Source organism: Pseudomonas sp. JQ170C (assembly GCF_035581345.1).
Classification (GTDB): Bacteria; Pseudomonadota; Gammaproteobacteria; order Pseudomonadales; family Pseudomonadaceae; genus Aquipseudomonas.
Map to the genome: position 1 here is coordinate 3149181 of NZ_CP141608.1, position 18517 is coordinate 3167697.

Below are 18517 nucleotides of genomic sequence, written 5' to 3' on the forward strand. Positions count from 1 at the left end.
GTAAAGAACCAAAAAAAAGGCAACCCTAAGGTTGCCTTAAAGACCAGCGTCGATCCCCTTTGCGGCCTGCCCGCAGGCGCAGGCGCAGGCGGTATTGGCGTGCCGGCGAGTCAGCGAACCCCCGCCTGGCGCAATGCAGCGGGTGTGTAGTTGGCAGCAACACTTTTGAAACCGAACTCGATGCTGCGTTTTTCTTCGTTCTTCAAGCCCACCACCGAGTAGCGACCCGCCACCAGGTCATACAGGGTTTCGGCGGTATAGCCCGGCACCTGCTTGTGGTAGTACTGCTGGATATGCCCTTCGCCCACACGCCACAACTGGCCCCGGCCGTCGTAGTGGTCAACTTCGGCCAGCTCCCAACTGTCTTCGTCGAAGTACATGTGGCGGGTGGCGTAGATATGGCGCTCGTTAGGCTTGAGCTTGGCCACCACCTCCCACACCCGGTGCAGTTCGTAGCGGGTCAGGTCCTGATTGATGTGGCCGGCCTTGAGTACATCCTCGTACTTTAGGTTTGGCGAGTCGAGTTTGTAGCTGTTGTACGGAATGTACATCTCCTTCTTGCCCACCAACTGCCAGTCGTAACGGTCCGGGGCACCGTTGAACATGTCGTAGTTGTCTGACGTCGCCAGTCCGTCAGCAGCCGTTGCCGGGCCATCGTAGGCCACTTGCGGGGCACGCCGCACCCGGCGCTGGCCAGCGTTGTAGAGCCAGGCCAGGCGCGGTTCCTTGACCTGGTCGATGGTCTCGTGGACCAGCAGCACACTACCGGCCAATCGCGCAGGCGCTGTAACGCGCTGGATGAAGTAGAAGAGGATATTGCCGACCTTGTCCGTGCCCTGGTCCGCCAGTTCCGCCGGGTAGGAGATCTCGTCCTCGAACTTGACGATGCTGAACGCGCCGTCGGCCTGCGGTTGCACGCGGGTCATCAGGCGCTTGATGTTGCCGCCGCGGTAGCGGGTGGTGTGGTTCCACACCACCTCCACGCCCGACTTGGGCACGGGGAAGGCGTAGTAGCGGCTGTCGTTGAAACCGGTCAAACCGTTACCGCCATCAACCCCTTCGGTATTGAGGGCGCTGATTTTGGCCGCGGCATAGATGTTCTGGGGCACCGCCGCGGTGCGGTGGGTTTTGTAGACCGGAATCTTGTAGGTGTCCGGATAGCGCGCCAGCATCGCCATCTGCCCGGCCGACAGCTTGTCCTTGTAGTTCGCGGCGTTCTGCGCCGTGATGGTGAACAACGGCTTTTCATCGGCGAACGGATCGCTCAGAAAGCCCTTGCTGTCGACGCTACCGGCGTTGGTCGGCAGGCCACCGGTCCAGGCCGGGATGCTGCCGTCGGCGTTGCCGGCCTTCTCGGCGCCAATGGGCGTCAGGGTGGTACCCAGCTTCTCGGCTTCCTGCGGCGAAACCTTGGCCATCGCCGTGCTGGCGACCATCAGGCTGAGCATCAGTGCACCGGTCGGCATCAGGTACTTGTTGTTTTTAGTCATCACGGTAGTCCTCGTTCGGTGTACTCAGAAGCTCATGCCCAGGCTAAGCGCCAGGAAATCGCGGTCTGTGGTGGTGTTGTAATCGCCGCCAAAAAAGTTGGTGTAGGAAAGGCCTGCGGTGTAGGCGTTCTTGTACTCGGCATCCAGTCCGAGGCTGACGGCCTTGGAGCCCTCGTTGAACAGGCCGTTGGGGCCATAGCCCTCGACATCGTGGGACCAGGCCACGCTCGGCTTGAGGTTTACGCCGGCAAATACGTTGGAGTAGTCCCAGATGACCCGGCCGCGATAGCCCCAGGAGGTAGTTGTGGCATAGCCTTTGTTGTTGCAGTACTTGCTCGTATTGGCTGCTGCAGGGGTGCCCGAGAAGGTCCCGGTGTTGATCGCTTCGCAAGACGGCAAGCTGCCGGTCAATACCCCGGGCAACGCACCCGGGCCGTAGACCGGATCACGGCCGTAACGTGCTTGGGCGCTGCTCTCCAGGCCACCGATGTGGGCCACACCGATTTCACCAATCAGCGTCAGGCGATCGGCGCCCATGATCTGGTCGAAGAAGTGGGTGAAGGTGGTCTGGATCTGGGTGATCTCCTTGCGGTTGTAGCCGTGCAGGGTGCTGTCCGGGATCGACGCCGGATCACCGCCCAACAGCGAATACTGGCTGAACGGGGCAAACGCAGGGTTCAAGCCGGCAATGCCGCGCACACCGGCGTACAGCACATCGGTGGTGTTGAGTTGCAAGGGGGCGTTGGGGCGGTAGCTGATCTCGCCTTGCCACGCCGTGCCGGTTGGCAAGGTGGTGGAGAAGCTCAAGCCATAGAGGCGGATGTCCTCCGGGTATTCGATAAAGTAGTTGCTGCCGCCGGCCACATTGGCAATCGCTGCCCCCGAGCGAGCAGACGCCGGAATGCCCGGCACCGCACCGGCCAGCACCGCCGCCGACTGCTGATAGGTGGACTGGCTGGCGGCCTGGGTGCTGAAAAACGGCGCGCGGCTGTGGTAGTTCATGACGTAGGCGCCGAACTCGGTGTTCAGCGGCTCGAACATATAGCGCAGCGCAGCCCCCCATTGCCCGCTGTCACGGGCATCGCGGTCGCCACCGCGCGGAATCACCACGCCCTCGGCGGTGGTCTGGTAACCCAGCAGTCCACCGAACGCCCCGAGCTCTGGCCTCAGTACAGTGAGGTTGCCACTGCAGCCGTCGGCAACCACGTCAGCTTGCGAGAAGAAGGTGCCGCAGTTGTCGATGACCGTCTGGTCCCACTCCAACTGATAGAACGCCTCGGCCGACAAGGTGTCGGTCAGGCTCTGGGACACATAGAACATGTTGACCGGAATCAGCCCTTCCTTGATTTCGGCGCCCGGACGGCGGAACGCCGAGACATCGACCGGGTTGATCGCGTTAATGCTGTTCTGGATGAACGTACTCTCGCCCCAGCTCACCACCTGCTTGCCCAAGCGCACCGAGCCTGGCTGCTCGGCGATGACGTAGTTGTGATAGACGAATGCATCGAGCAACTGCGCGCCAGCGGACTTGGCGCCCTCTTTGCGGCCATGGTCATCGATGTCTTTGAACGGGCGGTCCTCGTCTTTGAGCTCGAAGTCGTACCAGTATTTACCGCGCACGAACACGCCGGTATCACCGTACTTGAGTTCAAGGTCATGGATACCCTTGAAGATCTTCGAGAAGGTTTCACCCTGCTTGAAATTGAGGTGACCGTCATCGCTGGTTTGCGACAGCCCCGACCCGCCGTTGTGGCCGCCGATGTCACCCTGGTGCGGGCTTTGCGTCGACCAACTGGCGCCTACCGACAGCGATGAGTCGAACTGCCCCTCGATCTCCCCGACCGTGAACTCCACCGCTTGCGCCTGCCCGGCGATGCTCAGGGCGATGGTGCTGGCCAATGCACTGAGTTGGAACCGTACGCGTTTTATTGTTGTAGTCATGCGACTAATCCCTGCTGTTTACCAATCGGCGTTGAATCGGTGGCCAACGCTAATGATTCGGCAATGCGCAGGTAACAGACGAAGGAGTGAAATTGACAATCATCCCAAAGAGTGAGGATTTTCCGGGTGTCGAAAAGCACCGCTCGCCAAGGCGTGTCCGGGCCTGAACCCAGGTGGGATGACGGCCAAGAATCACTCCCCCTGTCACTCTTTTTCAGTATTGGATGACGCCAGGCGACCCCCTAAGGTGCGGGGCAGACGTATTTTGCCCCTCACGTACAGGTGAACCATGCTCTCTACCCGATCATCTCGAGCCTTCGCGATGGCAGCGGCTCTACCCTTCCTGGCGGCAACCGCCCATGCCGAACCCCAGGCCCCCAAGCCTGCCAGCGAGATCACTCGCCAGGCCAACGCCGCCGTGCTCAAGGCCCTGCCCTTCAACGACCGCCAGGACTTCGAGGACGCGCAGCGCGGGCTGATCGCCCAGCCCAAGGAACTGACCATCCGCGATGCCAGCGGCAAAGTGGTCTGGGACATGGCCACCTACCAGGGCTTCATCGGCATCGACAAGGCCGCACCCGATACGGTCAACCCGAGCCTGTGGCGCATGGCCCAATTGAACATGCAGTACGGCCTGTTCAAGGTCACCGACAAGATCTACCAGGTGCGTGGCTATGACCTGTCCAACATGACCTTCATCGAAGGCAAGACCGGCTGGATTGTCTTCGACCCCCTGCTCTCGGTAGAAACCGCCAAGGCCGCGCTGGAACTGGTGAACGAGCACCTGGGCAAACGCCCCATCGTTGCCGTGGTCTACAGCCACTCCCACGCCGACCACTTCGGTGGCACCCGCGGGATCATCAACGAGCAAGACGTCAAGGACGGCAAGGTACGCTTGATCGCCCCGCCCGACTTCGCCGAGCATGCGGTCAGTGAGAACATCGTCGCGGGCAACGCCATGTCGCGCCGCGCCGTGTACATGTACGGCGCCCTGTTGCCGCGCGGCCCACAGGGCGGCGTATCGGCGGGCCTGGGCCAGACCATCTCCAGCGGCCAGATCTCGATGATTCATCCCACCGAAACCATCACCAGCACCGGCCAGGCATTGGACGTCGATGGGGTGAAGATGGTGTTCCAACTGACACCGGGGTCTGAGGCCCCGACTGAAATGAACACCTACTTCCCGCAGTTCAAAGCCTTGTGGATGGCCGAGAACGTCACCCGCCAAATGCACAACATCTACACCTTGCGCGGCGCCGAAGTACGTGACGCCCTGCAGTGGTCACACTTCATCGAACAAAGCCGGCAACTGTACGGTGCCGATGCTGAAGTCGAATTTCAGAGCCATCATTGGCCGACCTGGGGCAAGGAGCGCATCAACCGCTTCCTGGGCAAACAGCGTGACCTGTACAAGTACGTGCACGACCAGACCGTGCGCCTGATGAACGAAGGCTACAACAGCGAAGAGATCGCCGATGCCATCAAGCTGCCGCCCGAGCTCGATCAGGAATGGTTCAACCGCGGCTACTACGGCACGCTCAAGCACAACGCCCGTGCGGTGTACCAACGCTACATGGGCTGGTACGACGCCAACCCGTCAAACCTGGACAACCTGCCCCCGGTGCCGGCGGCCAGGAAGTACGTCGAATACATGGGGGGCGAGGCTGAGTTGCTGCGCAAGGCCCGTGCGGACTTCGACAAAGGCGAGTACCGCTGGGTGGCCGAAGCACTCAAGCACGCGGTGTTTGCCGACCCCGACAACACCGCGGCGAAACACCTGCTGGCCGACACCTACGAGCAACTGGGCTACCAGGCCGAAGCCGGACCGTGGCGCTCGGTGTACCTGCAAGGCGCCTATGAACTGCGCAACGGTGTGCCACAGGGCGCTGGCATGAAGACCGCCAGCCCCGACATGATCCGCGCCATGTCCCCGGAAATGCTCTTCGACTACCTGGCCGTGCGCCTCAATGGCCCGGCAGCGGCGGGCAAGGACATCTCCCTGAACCTCAACTTCACCGACCTGGACAAGCACTACAACCTGCGGGTCCAGAACGGCGTGCTCAACTACCGGGATACACCCGCCAGCGACGCGGATGCGAGCATGACCTTGAGCATGAGTACCCTGCTGGATGTGCAGATGGGGCAAGGGACGCTGGAACAGAAGATCAAGGCCGGCGACGTGAAGTTCGTAGGTCAGCCCCAGGCCTTTGCAGACTTCATGGGGCTGCTGGATACGTTCACGTTCTGGTTCAACATTGTTACGCCGTAGGGCGTTGAAAGGCTAGGCGGGTTGATCCTGCTTCAACGTTGCATCTGGATGGGCATGACTCGAGGGCCTGTCGCGGGGCAAGCCCGCTCCTACAGCACCGGTGGGAGCAACTGTCTTCACCATGCCATTGTTCACCGCATTGGCGACTGCTACGCAGTCGATCGCAGCCTGTCGGCAGCGGCTACGGGCGGTGTAGCCGCTCTGCGATCGGCCGCGCAGCGGGCGTAGATCGTTTCCCGGACTGATCGCTGTGGGAGCGGGCTTGCCCCGCGATGGATCTTGAATCCTGCCGACAGATCCACGCCTGCCGGTGATCCTGCTTCACCATTGCGTCTGGAGTGGGTGAGTGAGAGGTTTTCACCTATTGGCCGTCGTTTGTCATTTACAACCTGAGTACATGCCTGGCAATGATGTTGCGCTGCACCTCGCTGGTTCCGCCGTAGATAGAGGTCTTGCGATAGTTGAAGTAGCGCGGCAGCACCACCCCGAGATACGAAGGCCCGGGCCGGGCGTTTGCAGGACGGCCCTGGCACTCGGCCCAGGTATCACGGATGAACGCCCAGCCTTGCGGGCCTACCGCTTCGACGGCCAGTTCACTGATCGCCTGCTTGGTTTCGGTACCGGCCAACTTGATCATGCTTGAGGCCGAACCAACTGAAGTACCGGAACTGATGCCGGAGAAAATCAGCCTTTCCGTGGCGTCTACCGCCTCGACCTGAATCTCCAGGTCGAACAGCTTGCGACGAAAGTCCGCAGCCTGAAGCAACCTGCCGCCATCGTCGGCAGATTCCTGCGCCGCAATCTCCTTCAGTGCGTTGAGCTGGTAGCGTAGGGACGGGCCATAGGCACCGCCGCGTTCAAACTCCAGCAGGTACTTGGCGCACGTCCAGCCCTGGCCCTCCTCACCCACTCGGTTGCTGACCGGAACCCGGACGTTCTCGAAGAACACCTGATTGACTTCCTGCTCGCCCGGCACGGGCCCGTCGAGCAAAGGCACACTGGTGACGGTGATACCGGGGGTGGTCATGTCCAGCAGCAGGAAAGAAATCCCGTCCTGCTTCCTACTTTCGCGGCTGGTGCGCACCAGGCAGAACATCCAGTCGGCCCACTGGGCGTGCGTGGTCCAGATTTTAGAGCCGTTGAGCACGTAGTGGTCTCCATCGCGCTCGGCCTTCATTTGCAGCGATGCCAGGTCGGAGCCTGCGCCCGGCTCCGAATAGCCTTGGCACCAGAAAATCTCCGAGGCCAGGGTCGGCGGCAGAAAGCGAGTTTTTTGCGCCTCGGTACCAAAACGCATGATGACCGGCGCCACCATCTTCAGGCCCATGGGAGATACCGGCGGGCAACCGGCGGCCGATATTTCTCGTTGGAACAGCATCCGCTGGCTCGGTGTCCACCCCGGCCCGCCATATTCGGTCGGCCAGTCCGGGGCGGCCCAGCCGCGCTGGTGCAGTTTCTTCTGCCAACGGCGCTGGCCTTCTTTATCGAGAAAGCCGTTTTTCGATTGTTTCATCATTTCCTGCAAGCCGGGATCGAAGGCTTGCGCGATCCAGGCCTGTACTTCTTTGCAAAATTGCTGCTGATCTACGCACGTTTCGTTTCCATGCTCTGCATGCGTCGCACCCGCCGCCAGCTCGCCATAACGCCGTAAATGATGATCGACCGAACCCAGTTGCTGCTCGATCACGGTGGCGCGCTTGAAGTAGTGCCCCACGGCCAGCTCCTCGGTGATACCCATGCCGCCATGAATCTGCACGGCGGCCTGGCCGACAAACTTCAGGGCCTTGCCGACTCGCACCTTGGCCGCACTGGCGGCCATGGCGCGCTCGCGTGCCGGGGCCGCCAGCTTCAAGCTCGCCACATGGGTCAGGGCCCGTGATTGCTCGATGTGAATGTGCATGTCCACCATGCGGTGCTGCAACACCTGGAGCGATCCGATCGACACACCGAATTGTTTGCGCTCGCGGGCATAAGCCAAGGTGTCGGCGAGCATTTTCTGCATGCCGCCAACGGCCTCGGCGCAGAGTGCAACCAGCGCTTCGTCGAATACGTGCTCCAACAGCAACAAACCGTCGCCAGCCTGACCGATCACGGCATCGGCCGAAACCGCCACATTGTCAAACCACACATCAGCCGCACGGCCACCATCGACCGTTGGATAGTCCTGGCAACGTACGCCTGGCGAGTGTTTGTCGATCAACAGCAAGCTGACGCCATCGAGGTCGCGCTGTTCACCCGCCGTCCGGGCTGTAACCAGCAAATGGGTAGCATTGGGCGCCGCCATCACGGCCGTTTTATGGCCGTTGAGCACATAGCCATGACCAGCGCCATCGGGGTTGGCCAAGGCACGGGTTTTGATATCGTGCAGGCAGTAACGACTTTGGCGCTCGCCATGGGCACAGGCGATCCGCACCTCGCCTGCGATGATGCGAGGAATCAAGGCCTCGGCCAGCTCGCCCCCAACCCGCTTGAGCAGACCACCGCCGATCACCACCGTGCCCAGATAAGGCTCCAGCACCAGGGCGTGACCGAACGCCTGCATCACAATCTGGTTTTCCAGCGCTCCCCCACCCAATCCGCCATAAGACTCGGGAAACGCAGCGGCCAGAATCCCCAGTTGATTGGCCAGCGTTTGCCAGCACTCCGGGCGCCAGCCCTCCGTCGAGCCGACGGCGTGCATGCGTTGCTCAAAGCTGTAGTGTTCAGCCAGATAGCGCGAGAGCAGGTCGCTCAACATCCTTTGTTCTTCACTGCGATCAAAATGCATCGGCCCATACCTGTGTTCGTTGACGACGGTTTCAGTTCACCCTGGGGTGAGACTCATGCCTGAGCGAGCGACGCATCAGCTGACACCACGACAGTAAGACTCGCGCAGATCGCGCTTAAGGATCTTGCCGGCGGCAGACAGCGGCAGGCTGTCGACGAAGGCAACGCTTTTCGGGCACTTGTAGCCGGCGATGCGTTGCCGGCAATGCTCGATGATGTCCGAGTCACTGGCATCGACACCAGGCTTGAGGACGATGATCGCGTGCACGGCCTCACCCCAGCGCTCACTCGGAACGCCGATCACCGCGCAACTCCCTACCGCCGCGTGACTGGCGAGTGCGTTCTCGACTTCCGCCGAGTAGATGTTCTCGCCACCGCTGACAATCATGTCCTTGAGACGGTCGACGATGAACAGGTAACCCTCTTCGTCCAGGTACCCGCCATCACCGGTGTTCAGCCAGCCACCTGACAAGGCGTGGGCCGATTCCTTCGGGCGATTCCAGTATCCCGACATGACGTTCGCCCCCATGACCTGGATTTCACCGACCGTGTGGCGAGGCACTTCGTTGTAGTCCTCGTCGACAATACGAACCGACACACCCATCACGGATCGTCCGGCCGAACGTATCCGGCCGCTGGCGATGCCTTCAGCGCTGTGGCTTTCCGGGCCATTGTTGGAGATGAGCGAAGTTTCGGTCATGCCGTAACCATGAATGAACGCTACGCCCGGCAGCCGCTCAAGGGTCAACTCCAACAGGGGTGCGGTAATAGGCGACGCACCGTAGGACAAGCGCCTGAGGCTGCTCAGGTCATAGCGGGCAAAGTCGGGATGGGTAATCAGCGCCTGAAGCATGGTCGGCACCAGCACCATCTCCACCACGCGTTCTCGCTCAATGGTCTGCAACACGGCCAGCACATCGAACGCAGGCAGGATGACGTGTGGCTGTCCGGCGACCAGTTGAAGGATGACGCGTCCCAGGGAGGCGATATGAAACATCGGCGCCACATGCAATACCGACGCACCCTCCCCAATCGACTGGCCCGCCAGGCGAGAGATGGCCGACGACCACAGATTCAAGTGTGTTTGAATCACGCCCTTCGGTCGGCCGGTTGTACCGCCGGTGTACATGATGGAGGCAATGTCGCCACCGCCCCGATTGAGATCTTGCATGGGCGCGTTGTCAGCGATCAGTTGCTCGAACGAGAGCATGCCTGCCGGGGTGGTACCTTCGCCCATGTGAATCATCAATGGCGGACACTTCGCCGAGGCACCGATGGCTTCGGCCATCGAGAGGTAGTTGTCATCGACAAACAGAATGCGAGTATCGCAGTCATCCAGCGAGTAGAGGATTTCCGGCACGCTCCAGCGGATGTTCACCGGATTGATCACCCCGCCGCCCCACCAGATCGAAAGCATGAGTTCTATGTAGCGGTCGGCGTTCAGAGCCAGTATGCCGACGCGGTCGTTGTCAGTCATTCCCAGGTTACGCAGGCCGCTGGCCATACTGGACACCCGCGCGTGAATCTCGCGGTAAGTACGGTGCCGTCCACGGAACGTCGTCGCGATCCGATCAGGGTGAATTTGCAAGGATCGATGCAGGCCTTGGGTCAGGTACATACTCGCCTCTGATTGCGCTTATTGTTGGATTCATCGCGTACTGACCACACGATGCTAGGCGAATGCAGAGGGCTTAATCTTGGTTCAAAGGGATGCTTGCCGGTATCGTTCAAAAGAACCAGCAGATGGGCCAGGGTGTGGATGTCACCGGCACGGGGAGTGCCGGTGTCGTGGGTCCACCACAGGAAAACGCGAACGTGGAACCCGGGTTACGACCCTTCAACCACCGCCTCAGGAAACTGCCAGGTGCCATCGAGCACCGTCGCCTGCGGCTTGTACAGTCGCACCATGTAGTTCCACCCCGGCGTGACCGGCAGGCAGTTGCTGACTTGGGGCTCGCAACCGCCGAACTGCACGGCAATGCTGCCGTCGCGTTCCCGCTTCGCGGTCAGGTTGTTCAAGGTGTAGCGGTTCTGCGCATTGGGCTCAAAGTAACCGGCCGCGTTATAGATGCTGATGGACCAGAAAGCGTCCACCGGCACGTCTTTGACCACCAGGCGGTAACGGGTGGCGCCATCGTTTCGTTTCGGCGTCACCGAGAAGTAGTAGGCATCCTGCGCAGGGTTTCCGCCCCAGGCGGATGCACTGCCGATGAGGTGGCGCACCGGATCGACTTCTTGAGGCTTGCCGAACATCCCCCGTGAATCAGGCACTGTCGCCGCCAGTGCGAGCAGTGAGGTCCGTACGGCATCCAGGCTTGCCTGTTCCCACCGCGGAACGTCGAATTTACCCGGGCCATTGTGCTGCTCCACGGCTATCTGGTCCTGAAGGGCGTGGGCGCGTTGCATGTCGTCGGCCGACGCCGGGTCGACCAGGGTGCGGACACCCAGCAGGACATAACGTGTGCCAATCGACTCGCGGCTGAACTGGTAACGACCGGGTTTGTACATCAAGGGTTGCGTGTACTGATCTTCGTTGATGGCGATCAGCGAGAAATAGCGCTGGCCGGCGTCGGGCAGCGTGACGGTGACCGGCCCGGCATCCAGGTCGAACACCGCCGATGAGTACAGGGTGTCGCGGTTCGGGCGGATCACTACCTGGGTGTCGACCGGCACCAGCGCCCGATTGTGGACGAATGTGCCGAAGCCGCCACGGGCAACGACGCGACTGAAGAATTTATCCGATTCGGCGCGCACGAAGTTGTCCGCTGTCACCGGCGTAGCCGGTGGCGACGCGGCGTTCCCGAAGCACAGCGGCGCGATCAGAATGAGCCCGAGCACAGGCGCTTTGAACATCGTCATGGTCTTGATCCTGTCGTGGTAGTTGCGAACACACATTCAATCGGCGCGCTGAATTTTCGGCGCTTGCCAACGGCCGTCGAGGGCCTCGGGTTGCGGCCAGTACAGCCGGCCGGCGATGTAGAACGGGCCATCGGGCGCCGGGAGCCAGTTGGCCTGTTTGCCCTGCTCCGGCTGTTGATGCTGGATATACAAGGTGATGCCGCCGTCCGGGTCGCGCTTGAGGTTCGCCAGTATGGGCGAGTTGATCAGGTAGCGGTTCAACGGATTGGCAACCAGCAAACGCTGGGCGTCATAAAGGGTCAACGACCAGAACGCATTGACCGGTGGCAGCTGGCCAGGGGCGAAACGCAGCGTGTAGCGGTGCTGCGACGCGTCCAGCCGCTGTCCGCCGGCGTCCAGGTAGAACGGTGGGTAGAGGGTCTCCTCCCGGTCATTGCCGTAGAGGCCGGTGACGGTGGCGCGCATGCGGTAGAGGTAGTTGTTGCCCAGGAACTCGCGACTGCCGAGAAAGCGCGAGGTAGAGACCTCCCCCCGGGCGACTTGCTGGCCCAGCGCCTCGAAGTCCTTCCAGGCATCCGCCATGCCGGCCTTGATGGCCGCGCGGATGTCCTCGGGCAAGCCACCCTCATCGAAGTTCAGCCCCGGACCGATGCCCAGGGGGGCAAAGCGCTTCATCAGCTGGACTTCCGATGGATGCACCGGGCTGAAACCGAGGACGAAGTTCAACTGCTTGAAGAAGTTCAGGCTGGTGCGCTCCGCTTCGGCGCTCAGTGGCACGAGGAAATCGACAGCAGGCGCCGGCTGTGGCGCGGGCTTTCCCAGGAACGCGGACAGTGGCTGGACCTTGTAGCCGGCCTGTATCCGCTTGACGTTTTCAAGGTCGTCGGGCCCTTCCAACTGGGTGCGATAGAACACAAAGGCAAAGCGGGTTTCGCTGCGAAATACCCGGTCGATGCCCGCGGGCACGGTGCCCTTCCAATCGGGCCCGGCGAGCAGGAAGGTCCCGCCAGCGTTGCCGGTGGTGCGGCTGCCGACGTAGCCGAAGTTGTAGGTGTAGGCGTCGACGAACTGCGCCGAGTAGTAACGCCCCGCCTCCACGGGCGGCAGGGTCAGTACCAGCGGCTCGCTGCGCAGGTCTGCCCCAAGCTGTGAGTAGGGTGTGTCGGCGTTGGGCGTTGGATAGGCTTTGTCGTCCGGGGTGTAGATGCGCGCCGTGTTATGCAGGGTGTTCCAGGGCGCCTTGAACTCCGGGTGCTGGCGGTCCTGGAAGTAGGTGTACTGCACGCGGTAGTGGTCCACCAGCGGAAAACCATAGATGTAGGCTTGTTTGGCGATCACACGGGCCTGGGCCGGTGTCAGCGCATCGGCAACCGACAACTGGGCCTGGGTGAGCATCGTCAGCACTGCAAACATGACAATGCGTTTGAGCGTGTTCCTGTTCACGAGCAACTCCTTGTAGCGGGCTGGCGAGCCGGGAGCCTGGCGCGCCTGCCCCGGCGTTGTGAACCGATGGTCCCCCACACCCGCAAAAGCACGCCCCCTCCAGTCGAGGGGGATCGGCTGTTACGCGCCAGCCAGCAAACAAGGAAAAATGGTTCTTCACGGAATTCCGGGGATTGTGACGCTTGTATTGGTGTTGCGGGCTGCGGGCTGCGGGCTTATCCATTTCATGCGGTGAGGCTGACGGCGGCGCCTGTGAGGACGCATCTTCGAGATCAACGTCCACTACCAACAGGCAGGTAGGAGCGGGCTCGGTGGGAGCGGGCTTGCCCCGCGATAGGCCCCAGAGTCATGCACATCCAGACGCAACGCTGAAGCGGGATCACCGGCAGGCATTAATCTATCGGCAAAATTCAAAATCCATCGCGGGGCAAGCCCGCTCCCACCGGCGGGGATTGCCACGGCCTGGCCCTGCTCTTGATCTTGATCTTCATACACGAACGTTCAGACGCCGCGGAGTGCGACTTCAGGAGGCCGAGTGGAGGTGCCTGTAGGGGCAGTGCGCAGCACCTTCGGCGTAGCCGAAGACGCGAGACGTAGACTTGGCGAAGCAAGTCGTAGGCCGCGTGGCCCCGGAAGGCGCCGGAGCGAGGGGACCCGGAGCGCAGCGTAGGGCCGTATGCAGGAGCGAGCGGTTTTGCCTACTTTTCCCAAGAGAAAAGTAGGCCGCCGTAAGGGCGGAAGGGGCCGGCAGCGTCGCCACATGGAATGGATAATCTCGCAAGACCAAAACCAAAACCAAGACCTGAATCACACACCCCAGAACTCAGTGAGGAGCCCAAAAAAACGCCCGAAGGATCAGTCCACCAGCCTGAGCAACTCGTCACGAATCAACCGGGGTATGGCAACCGGCGCGTTGCTGCTGCGATCCACGTACACATAGACCACGTAGCCCAGTGCGCACGCCTCGTCCTCGTCGTTGCGGAAAACCCCCAGCTCATACCGCGCGCTGCTGTTGCCCAGGTGGGTGATACGCAACCCCACCGTCACATCGTCGGGAAAGGTGATGGGCGAGAGGAAGGTGCAGCTGGACTCGACGATCAAGCCAATGACCGGGCTGTTGCCGATGTCCAGGGTGCCCTGGCCCACCAGAAAATGACTGATGGCCGAATCGAAGAACGAGTAGTAGACGATGTTCTGCACATGGCCGTAGGAATCATGGTCTGCCCAGCGGGTGCCGACGGTGTAGCTGTAGCGAAAGTCCTCGCGACGGGGACGGTAGGCCTTGCGACTCATAGTATTTCTCCGTAGAGGGCTTGTACGTCGGCCAGCGTCACCGCACGCGGATTGTTGCCGAGCAGGCGCGACTGCTTCATCGCATCCTCTGCCAGGGCCTGGATATCGTCCTCGCCGATTCCCACGTCGCGCAGCCGGGTCGGCAGCTTCAGGTTACCCGCCAGGCTCCCCAGATGATCGGTCAGGGCACGGGCCCTTTGCAGCTCACTGCCGCCCACGTCCGGCAGTACGATTGCGGCCAACTGCGCGTAGAGCGGCGCCGCCGCCTCCAGGTTGAAGCGCATCACAGCCCCCAGCAGCAGTGCGTTGGACACCCCGTGCGGCACATGGAAGCGCGCGCCGATCGGGTAGGCCAGTGCATGGACCGCCGCCACCGGCGAGTTGGCAAAGGCCATCCCGGCCAGGCAGGCCCCCAGTAACATGCTTTCCCGGGCCGCCAGGTCAGTGCCGTCGCGGCAGGCTTGATCGAGGTTGGCGCACAGCATGCGCAGGGCATCCTTGGCCAGGCAGTCGGAGAGCGGATTCTTCAGATGGCGGCTGGTGTAGGCTTCAACCGCATGGACAATGGCGTCGATACCGGTCGCGGCAGTGATGTGTGCAGGCAGCCCCAGGGTCAGCTCGGCATCCAGCACGGCCAGGTCGGGCAGCAGGGTTGACGAAATCACCACGTTCTTCTCGCCAGCGCCGGTGGTGACCACCGACACGGCCGTCACCTCCGAGCCAGTGCCGGCAGTGGTTGGCACCAGGATCAATGGCAGGCGCGTGCCCTTGCTCTGGTTGATGCCGTAGATCTGTGTCAGTTGCTCACCGCTGCGCAACAACAGCGCCGCCAGCTTGGCGGCATCCAGCGAACTGCCGCCGCCAAAACCGATGACGCAATCGGCGCCGCAGGCCCTGCCCGCTTCCACCGCCGCCAGGATCACCGACTCCGGCGGGTCGGCCAGCACCTCGGAAAATACCCGCACCGGCACGTCTGCAGCGGCAAGACCGGCCAGCACCCGGTCGAGCAACCCGGCAGCCACGACCCCGGCATCGGTCACCAGCAGCACGGAGCTGGCGCCCAGGTTGTGCACCTGCGTGGCAAGGCGGCTGGCGCCACCGCGCTCGATGATGATCGAACGGGTGGTATTGAAGACCATTGATAACATCGGACAAGACCTCTGAAAGGGTGGATTGACCACCTCCGCCTGTCGGGCGTGAGGCGCAACGCCCCTATCCTGGAGGCTTGCCCTGGTGGTCATACCCCCTCCTTTGGAGTGGCGCCACGCTATCCGGAGGCGTCCCCGGACTGCCGTCGATAAAAACAAAATAGCCCTTTGTTTTCAGTCGCTTGTCTCTTCGAGACGGGCCGCCGGAATCCGGAACTCGCGCACTCGCCCGCTCTTTATACTCGCCGTACGAACGACCTCGCCTACAACAACAATGCCAAGAGGAACTGAGCGATGAGCATCGAATGCGCGCCTATGAACGGCGCAGAAAGCCTGGTCCGCACGCTGCTGGAATCAGGCGTCGACACCTGCTTCGCCAACCCCGGCACCAGCGAAATGCACTTTGTTGCCGCCCTGGATCGTGTGCCCGGCATGCGCTGCGTACTGGGCCTGTTCGAGGGGGTCGTCACCGGGGCGGCCGATGGCTATGCGCGCATCGCCGGCAAGCCGGCGGCAACGCTGCTGCACTGCGGCCCGGGCCTGGCGAACGGCCTGGCCAATCTGCACAACGCACGGCGGGCGAACTCGCCGGTGCTCAACATCATCGGCGACCACGCCACCCATCACCGCCAGTACGACACGCCGCTGACCGCCGACGTCGAAGGCTGGGCGCGGCCGGTGTCGGTATGGACGCGCACCGTTACCGAGGCCGGCGCCGTCGGCTCCGCCGCAGCGGCGGCCCTCCAGGCAGCCTGTACCGCACCGGGCGGCGTCGCCAGCCTGATCCTGCCCTCCGACGTCAGTTGGGATGCCGGGGGCCAGGTCGCCGCGCCCTTGCCGGCGATTCCCCCGCCACGCGTGTGCCCCGATGCCGTGCTGAAGGCCGCCCGAACCTTGCGCAGCGGACGCTCTTGCCTGTTGCTGCTGGGCGGCAGCGCCCTCGCCGAGGAGGCCCTGGCCGATGCCCACCGCATCGCCGCGGCGACGGGCGCGCAGCTGCTGTGTTGCGTGCAGAATGCGCGCATCCCCCGTGGCCGTGGCCGCTTCGACATCGAGCGCATGCCCTACTTCGGTGATGCCGCGCGCGCCCGGCTTGCCGGCATCGCCGAGATCATCCTGGTCGGCGCCCCGCCGCCGGCGAATTTCTTCGCCTATCCGGGCAAGCCATCGCGGCCCTATGCCGACGATACGGCGGTCCAGGTGCTGGCGCGCCCGGAACAGGATCTGGCCGACGCCCTGCGCTGCCTCGCCGAAGAACTGGCGGCGCCGCCACTGGCGCCCCCGCAGGCGAGTGCCGACATCCGGCCCGGCAGCGGCCCGCTCAGTTCAGCAGCGGTGGCGCAATCGCTGTGCGCCCTGCTCCCGGAGCACGCCATCGTGGTCGACGAGGCCGCGACCTTCGGCCATGCGTTCTACCCGGGAACCCGGCAGGCCGCCGCCCATGACTGGCTGCAGAATACCGGCGGCGCCATTGGCCACGGTCTGCCGATGGCCGTTGGCGCCGCCGTCGCCGCCCCCGGTCGGCGGGTGATTGCCCTGCAGGCCGACGGTTCCGGCATGTACACGCCCCAGGCGCTGTGGACCCTGGCCCGCGAGTGCCTGGACGTCACCGTGGTTATTTTCGCCAACCGCAAGTACGCCATCCTCCAGCACGAACTGGCCAGCGTCGGCGCCACCGCCGGTGCGACCGCCATGAGCATGCTCGACCTGAGTAACCCGGACCTGGACTGGGTACAGCTCGCCACCGGCATGGGCGTAGACGCCGCGAAGACCGACAGCATGGAGGGCTTCAATACCCTGTTCGCCATGGCCAACCAACGCCCTGGCCCGTTCCTGATCGAGCTGGTGGTATGAAGGCCTCAACCTGACCCTGCCCGCCCAAACCACGCTTTTCGTCTGCGCAGCCCGCCGCTGCGCCCCTCCCAAGCACAACGAGCGCGCCCACCGCGCTGGACCGAACCATGAACGGGAACGACCTATGAACGACACCCTTTCGCACGCCCCGGACACCGCTTGCGCCCCTCCGCTTGCAACGCGCGTCTACGCCAAAGTGTTATGGCGCCTGATGCCCTTTCTGATGCTGGCCTTCATCGTCAACGCCATCGACCGGATAAACCTGTCGTTCGCCAAGCTGCGCATGGCCGAGGACATCGTGCTCAGCGACGCCGCCTACGGTATTGGCGCGGGGATCTTCTACCTGGGCTACATCCTTTTCGAGGTGCCCAGCAATCTGTACATGCAGCGTGTCGGCGCTCGCCGCACCCTGACCCGGATCATGTTGCTGTGGGGTGCGGTGACCGTGGCGACGGCCTTCGTCACCACGGCCAACCAACTGATCGCTGCACGCTTCCTGCTGGGGGTGGCAGAGGCCGGGTTCTTCCCCGGGATCATCCTGTACCTGACCTACTGGCTGCCGGCATCCCTGCGCGGACGCGTCACGGCCGGGCTGTTGATGTCGGGCATGGTGGCCGGCATCATCTGCGGGCCGCTGTCGGGCGTGATCATGGCCCACATGGATGGCTGGCTGGGCTTCAAGGACTGGCAAGTGCTGTTCATTCTGACCGGTGCCCCCACCCTGATACTGGGCGTGTTCGGCTGGTTCTGGCTGACGGATCGTCCCGAGCACTCCAATTGGCTGACCGACGACGAAAAGCGCCAGATCGCCCAGGCGATTTCCAGTGAGCCGGGCCCGGTCAGCAGCCATTTCGGCGGTGTGCTGCGCGAGCCGCGCCTGTACATTGCCGGGCTGGTCTACTTCTGCATCTACAGCGGCTCGAACACTGTCACCTACTGGATTCCGACGCTGATCCAGGGCTTCGGGCTGCATGACCTGAAACTGATCGGCGTGCTCGCGGCCCTGCCGTTTCTCGTCGCCCTGTGCGCCATGTACCTGCTGGGGCGCAGTTCCGACCTGCACATGGAGCGCCGCTGGCACCTGGGCCTGACCATGCTGGTGGGTGCCGGCAGCTTTGCCCTGCTGGGGATGCTGCACGGCAATGTGACGCTGGCGATCGTGCTCATGAGCCTCGGTTCGGCCGCCGCGCTGTCGGCCATCCCGCTGTTCTGGACCATCCCTCCGGCACTGCTGGACAAGGCCGGCGCCGCCGGCGGCATTGCGATCATCAGCAGCCTGGGCAACCTTGCCGGGGTGCTGAGCCAGGCTACGGTCGGGGCAATCAAGTCGGCCAGCGGCAGCCTGTATCTGGCCTTCGATGTGATGGCCGTGGTGATGGTGATCGGGGCGCTGGTCCTGCTGATCGGCATTCCCGCGCACTGCCTCAAGGAAGGGCGCGGTTGAGGAGCATCAC

The 18517-nt window shown here is 62.8% G+C and carries 11 protein-coding genes; 3 read left to right on the plus strand and 8 right to left on the minus strand.

Annotation, left to right across the window (positions count from 1 at the left end):
- Window positions 1-110: 110 nt before the first annotated feature.
- Both U9R80_RS14405 and U9R80_RS14410 read right to left on the minus strand, forming a co-directional pair.
- Window positions 111-1490: a DUF1329 domain-containing protein gene (locus U9R80_RS14405; RefSeq protein WP_301837599.1), complete on the minus strand. Its 1380-nt coding sequence runs from the start codon at window positions 1488-1490 to the stop codon at window positions 111-113.
- A gap of 24 nt (window positions 1491-1514) precedes the next feature.
- Window positions 1515-3431 (minus strand): DUF1302 domain-containing protein, encoded by a 1917-nt coding sequence (locus tag U9R80_RS14410; RefSeq protein WP_301837598.1) that lies wholly within the window; start codon window positions 3429-3431, stop codon window positions 1515-1517.
- A 322-nt stretch (window positions 3432-3753) separates the two neighbouring features.
- Between U9R80_RS14410 and U9R80_RS14415 the strand changes: the two genes are divergently transcribed.
- Entirely contained in the window at window positions 3754-5700 is a 1947-nt protein-coding gene (locus U9R80_RS14415) for an alkyl/aryl-sulfatase (RefSeq protein ID WP_301837597.1), read from the plus strand.
- Between the two features lie 382 nt (window positions 5701-6082).
- On the opposite strand, the gene U9R80_RS14420 is transcribed toward U9R80_RS14415, so the two are convergent.
- The 6 genes from U9R80_RS14420 to U9R80_RS14445 all read right to left on the minus strand — a co-directional run bounded on the left by U9R80_RS14420 (window position 6083) and on the right by U9R80_RS14445 (window position 15209).
- Entirely contained in the window at window positions 6083-8467 is a 2385-nt protein-coding gene (locus U9R80_RS14420; protein WP_301837596.1) for an acyl-CoA dehydrogenase family protein, read from the minus strand.
- Window positions 8468-8542: 75 nt separating this feature from the next.
- Complete coding sequence (locus tag U9R80_RS14425) at window positions 8543-10084, minus strand: acyl-CoA synthetase (protein WP_301837595.1); 1542 nt, start codon at window positions 10082-10084, stop codon at window positions 8543-8545.
- A 209-nt stretch (window positions 10085-10293) separates the two neighbouring features.
- A complete protein-coding gene (locus tag U9R80_RS14430; RefSeq protein WP_301837594.1) occupies window positions 10294-11325 on the minus strand; it encodes a DUF1214 domain-containing protein in 1032 nt (343 codons plus the stop codon).
- A gap of 36 nt (window positions 11326-11361) precedes the next feature.
- The gene (locus U9R80_RS14435; protein WP_301837593.1) at window positions 11362-12768 is read right to left on the minus strand and encodes a DUF1254 domain-containing protein; all 1407 of its coding nucleotides are present in this window, start codon (window positions 12766-12768) and stop codon (window positions 11362-11364) included.
- An 855-nt stretch (window positions 12769-13623) separates the two neighbouring features.
- On the minus strand, window positions 13624-14061 hold the full coding sequence (locus U9R80_RS14440) for an acyl-CoA thioesterase (RefSeq protein WP_301837592.1): 438 nt from the start codon (window positions 14059-14061) through the stop codon (window positions 13624-13626).
- Window positions 14058-15209 carry an iron-containing alcohol dehydrogenase gene (locus tag U9R80_RS14445; RefSeq protein ID WP_301837591.1) on the minus strand — a complete coding sequence of 384 codons (1152 nt, stop codon included), beginning with the start codon at window positions 15207-15209 and terminating at the stop codon, window positions 14058-14060. Before U9R80_RS14445 ends, U9R80_RS14440 begins: the two co-directional genes overlap by 4 nt.
- Window positions 15210-15503: 294 nt before the next feature.
- Here U9R80_RS14445 and U9R80_RS14450 point away from each other — a divergent pair, with 294 nt between their 5' ends.
- Together U9R80_RS14450 and U9R80_RS14455 are read left to right on the plus strand one after the other, a co-directional pair.
- On the plus strand, window positions 15504-17063 hold the full coding sequence (locus U9R80_RS14450) for an acetolactate synthase large subunit (protein WP_301837590.1): 1560 nt from the start codon (window positions 15504-15506) through the stop codon (window positions 17061-17063).
- Between the two features lie 124 nt (window positions 17064-17187).
- Window positions 17188-18507 carry an MFS transporter gene (locus U9R80_RS14455; protein ID WP_301837589.1) on the plus strand — a complete coding sequence of 440 codons (1320 nt, stop codon included), beginning with the start codon at window positions 17188-17190 and terminating at the stop codon, window positions 18505-18507.
- The last annotated feature ends 10 nt before the right edge of the window (window positions 18508-18517 follow it).

Excerpts from the sequence above, each read along its gene's own strand:
- U9R80_RS14430 (WP_301837594.1), bottom strand. The coding sequence starts at position 11,325 with ATGACGATGTTCAAAGCGCCTGTGCTCGGGCTCATTCTGATCGCGCCG.
- U9R80_RS14455 (WP_301837589.1), top strand. The coding sequence starts at position 17,188 with ATGAACGACACCCTTTCGCACGCCCCGGACACCGCTTGCGCCCCTCCG.
- U9R80_RS14440 (WP_301837592.1), bottom strand. The coding sequence starts at position 14,061 with ATGAGTCGCAAGGCCTACCGTCCCCGTCGCGAGGACTTTCGCTACAGC.
- U9R80_RS14445 (WP_301837591.1), bottom strand. The coding sequence starts at position 15,209 with ATGTTATCAATGGTCTTCAATACCACCCGTTCGATCATCATCGAGCGC.
- U9R80_RS14415 (WP_301837597.1), top strand. The coding sequence starts at position 3,754 with ATGGCAGCGGCTCTACCCTTCCTGGCGGCAACCGCCCATGCCGAACCC.
- U9R80_RS14450 (WP_301837590.1), top strand. The coding sequence starts at position 15,504 with ATGAGCATCGAATGCGCGCCTATGAACGGCGCAGAAAGCCTGGTCCGC.
- U9R80_RS14405 (WP_301837599.1), bottom strand. The coding sequence starts at position 1,490 with ATGACTAAAAACAACAAGTACCTGATGCCGACCGGTGCACTGATGCTC.
- U9R80_RS14410 (WP_301837598.1), bottom strand. The coding sequence starts at position 3,431 with ATGACTACAACAATAAAACGCGTACGGTTCCAACTCAGTGCATTGGCC.
- U9R80_RS14425 (WP_301837595.1), bottom strand. The coding sequence starts at position 10,084 with ATGTACCTGACCCAAGGCCTGCATCGATCCTTGCAAATTCACCCTGAT.
- U9R80_RS14420 (WP_301837596.1), bottom strand. The coding sequence starts at position 8,467 with ATGCATTTTGATCGCAGTGAAGAACAAAGGATGTTGAGCGACCTGCTC.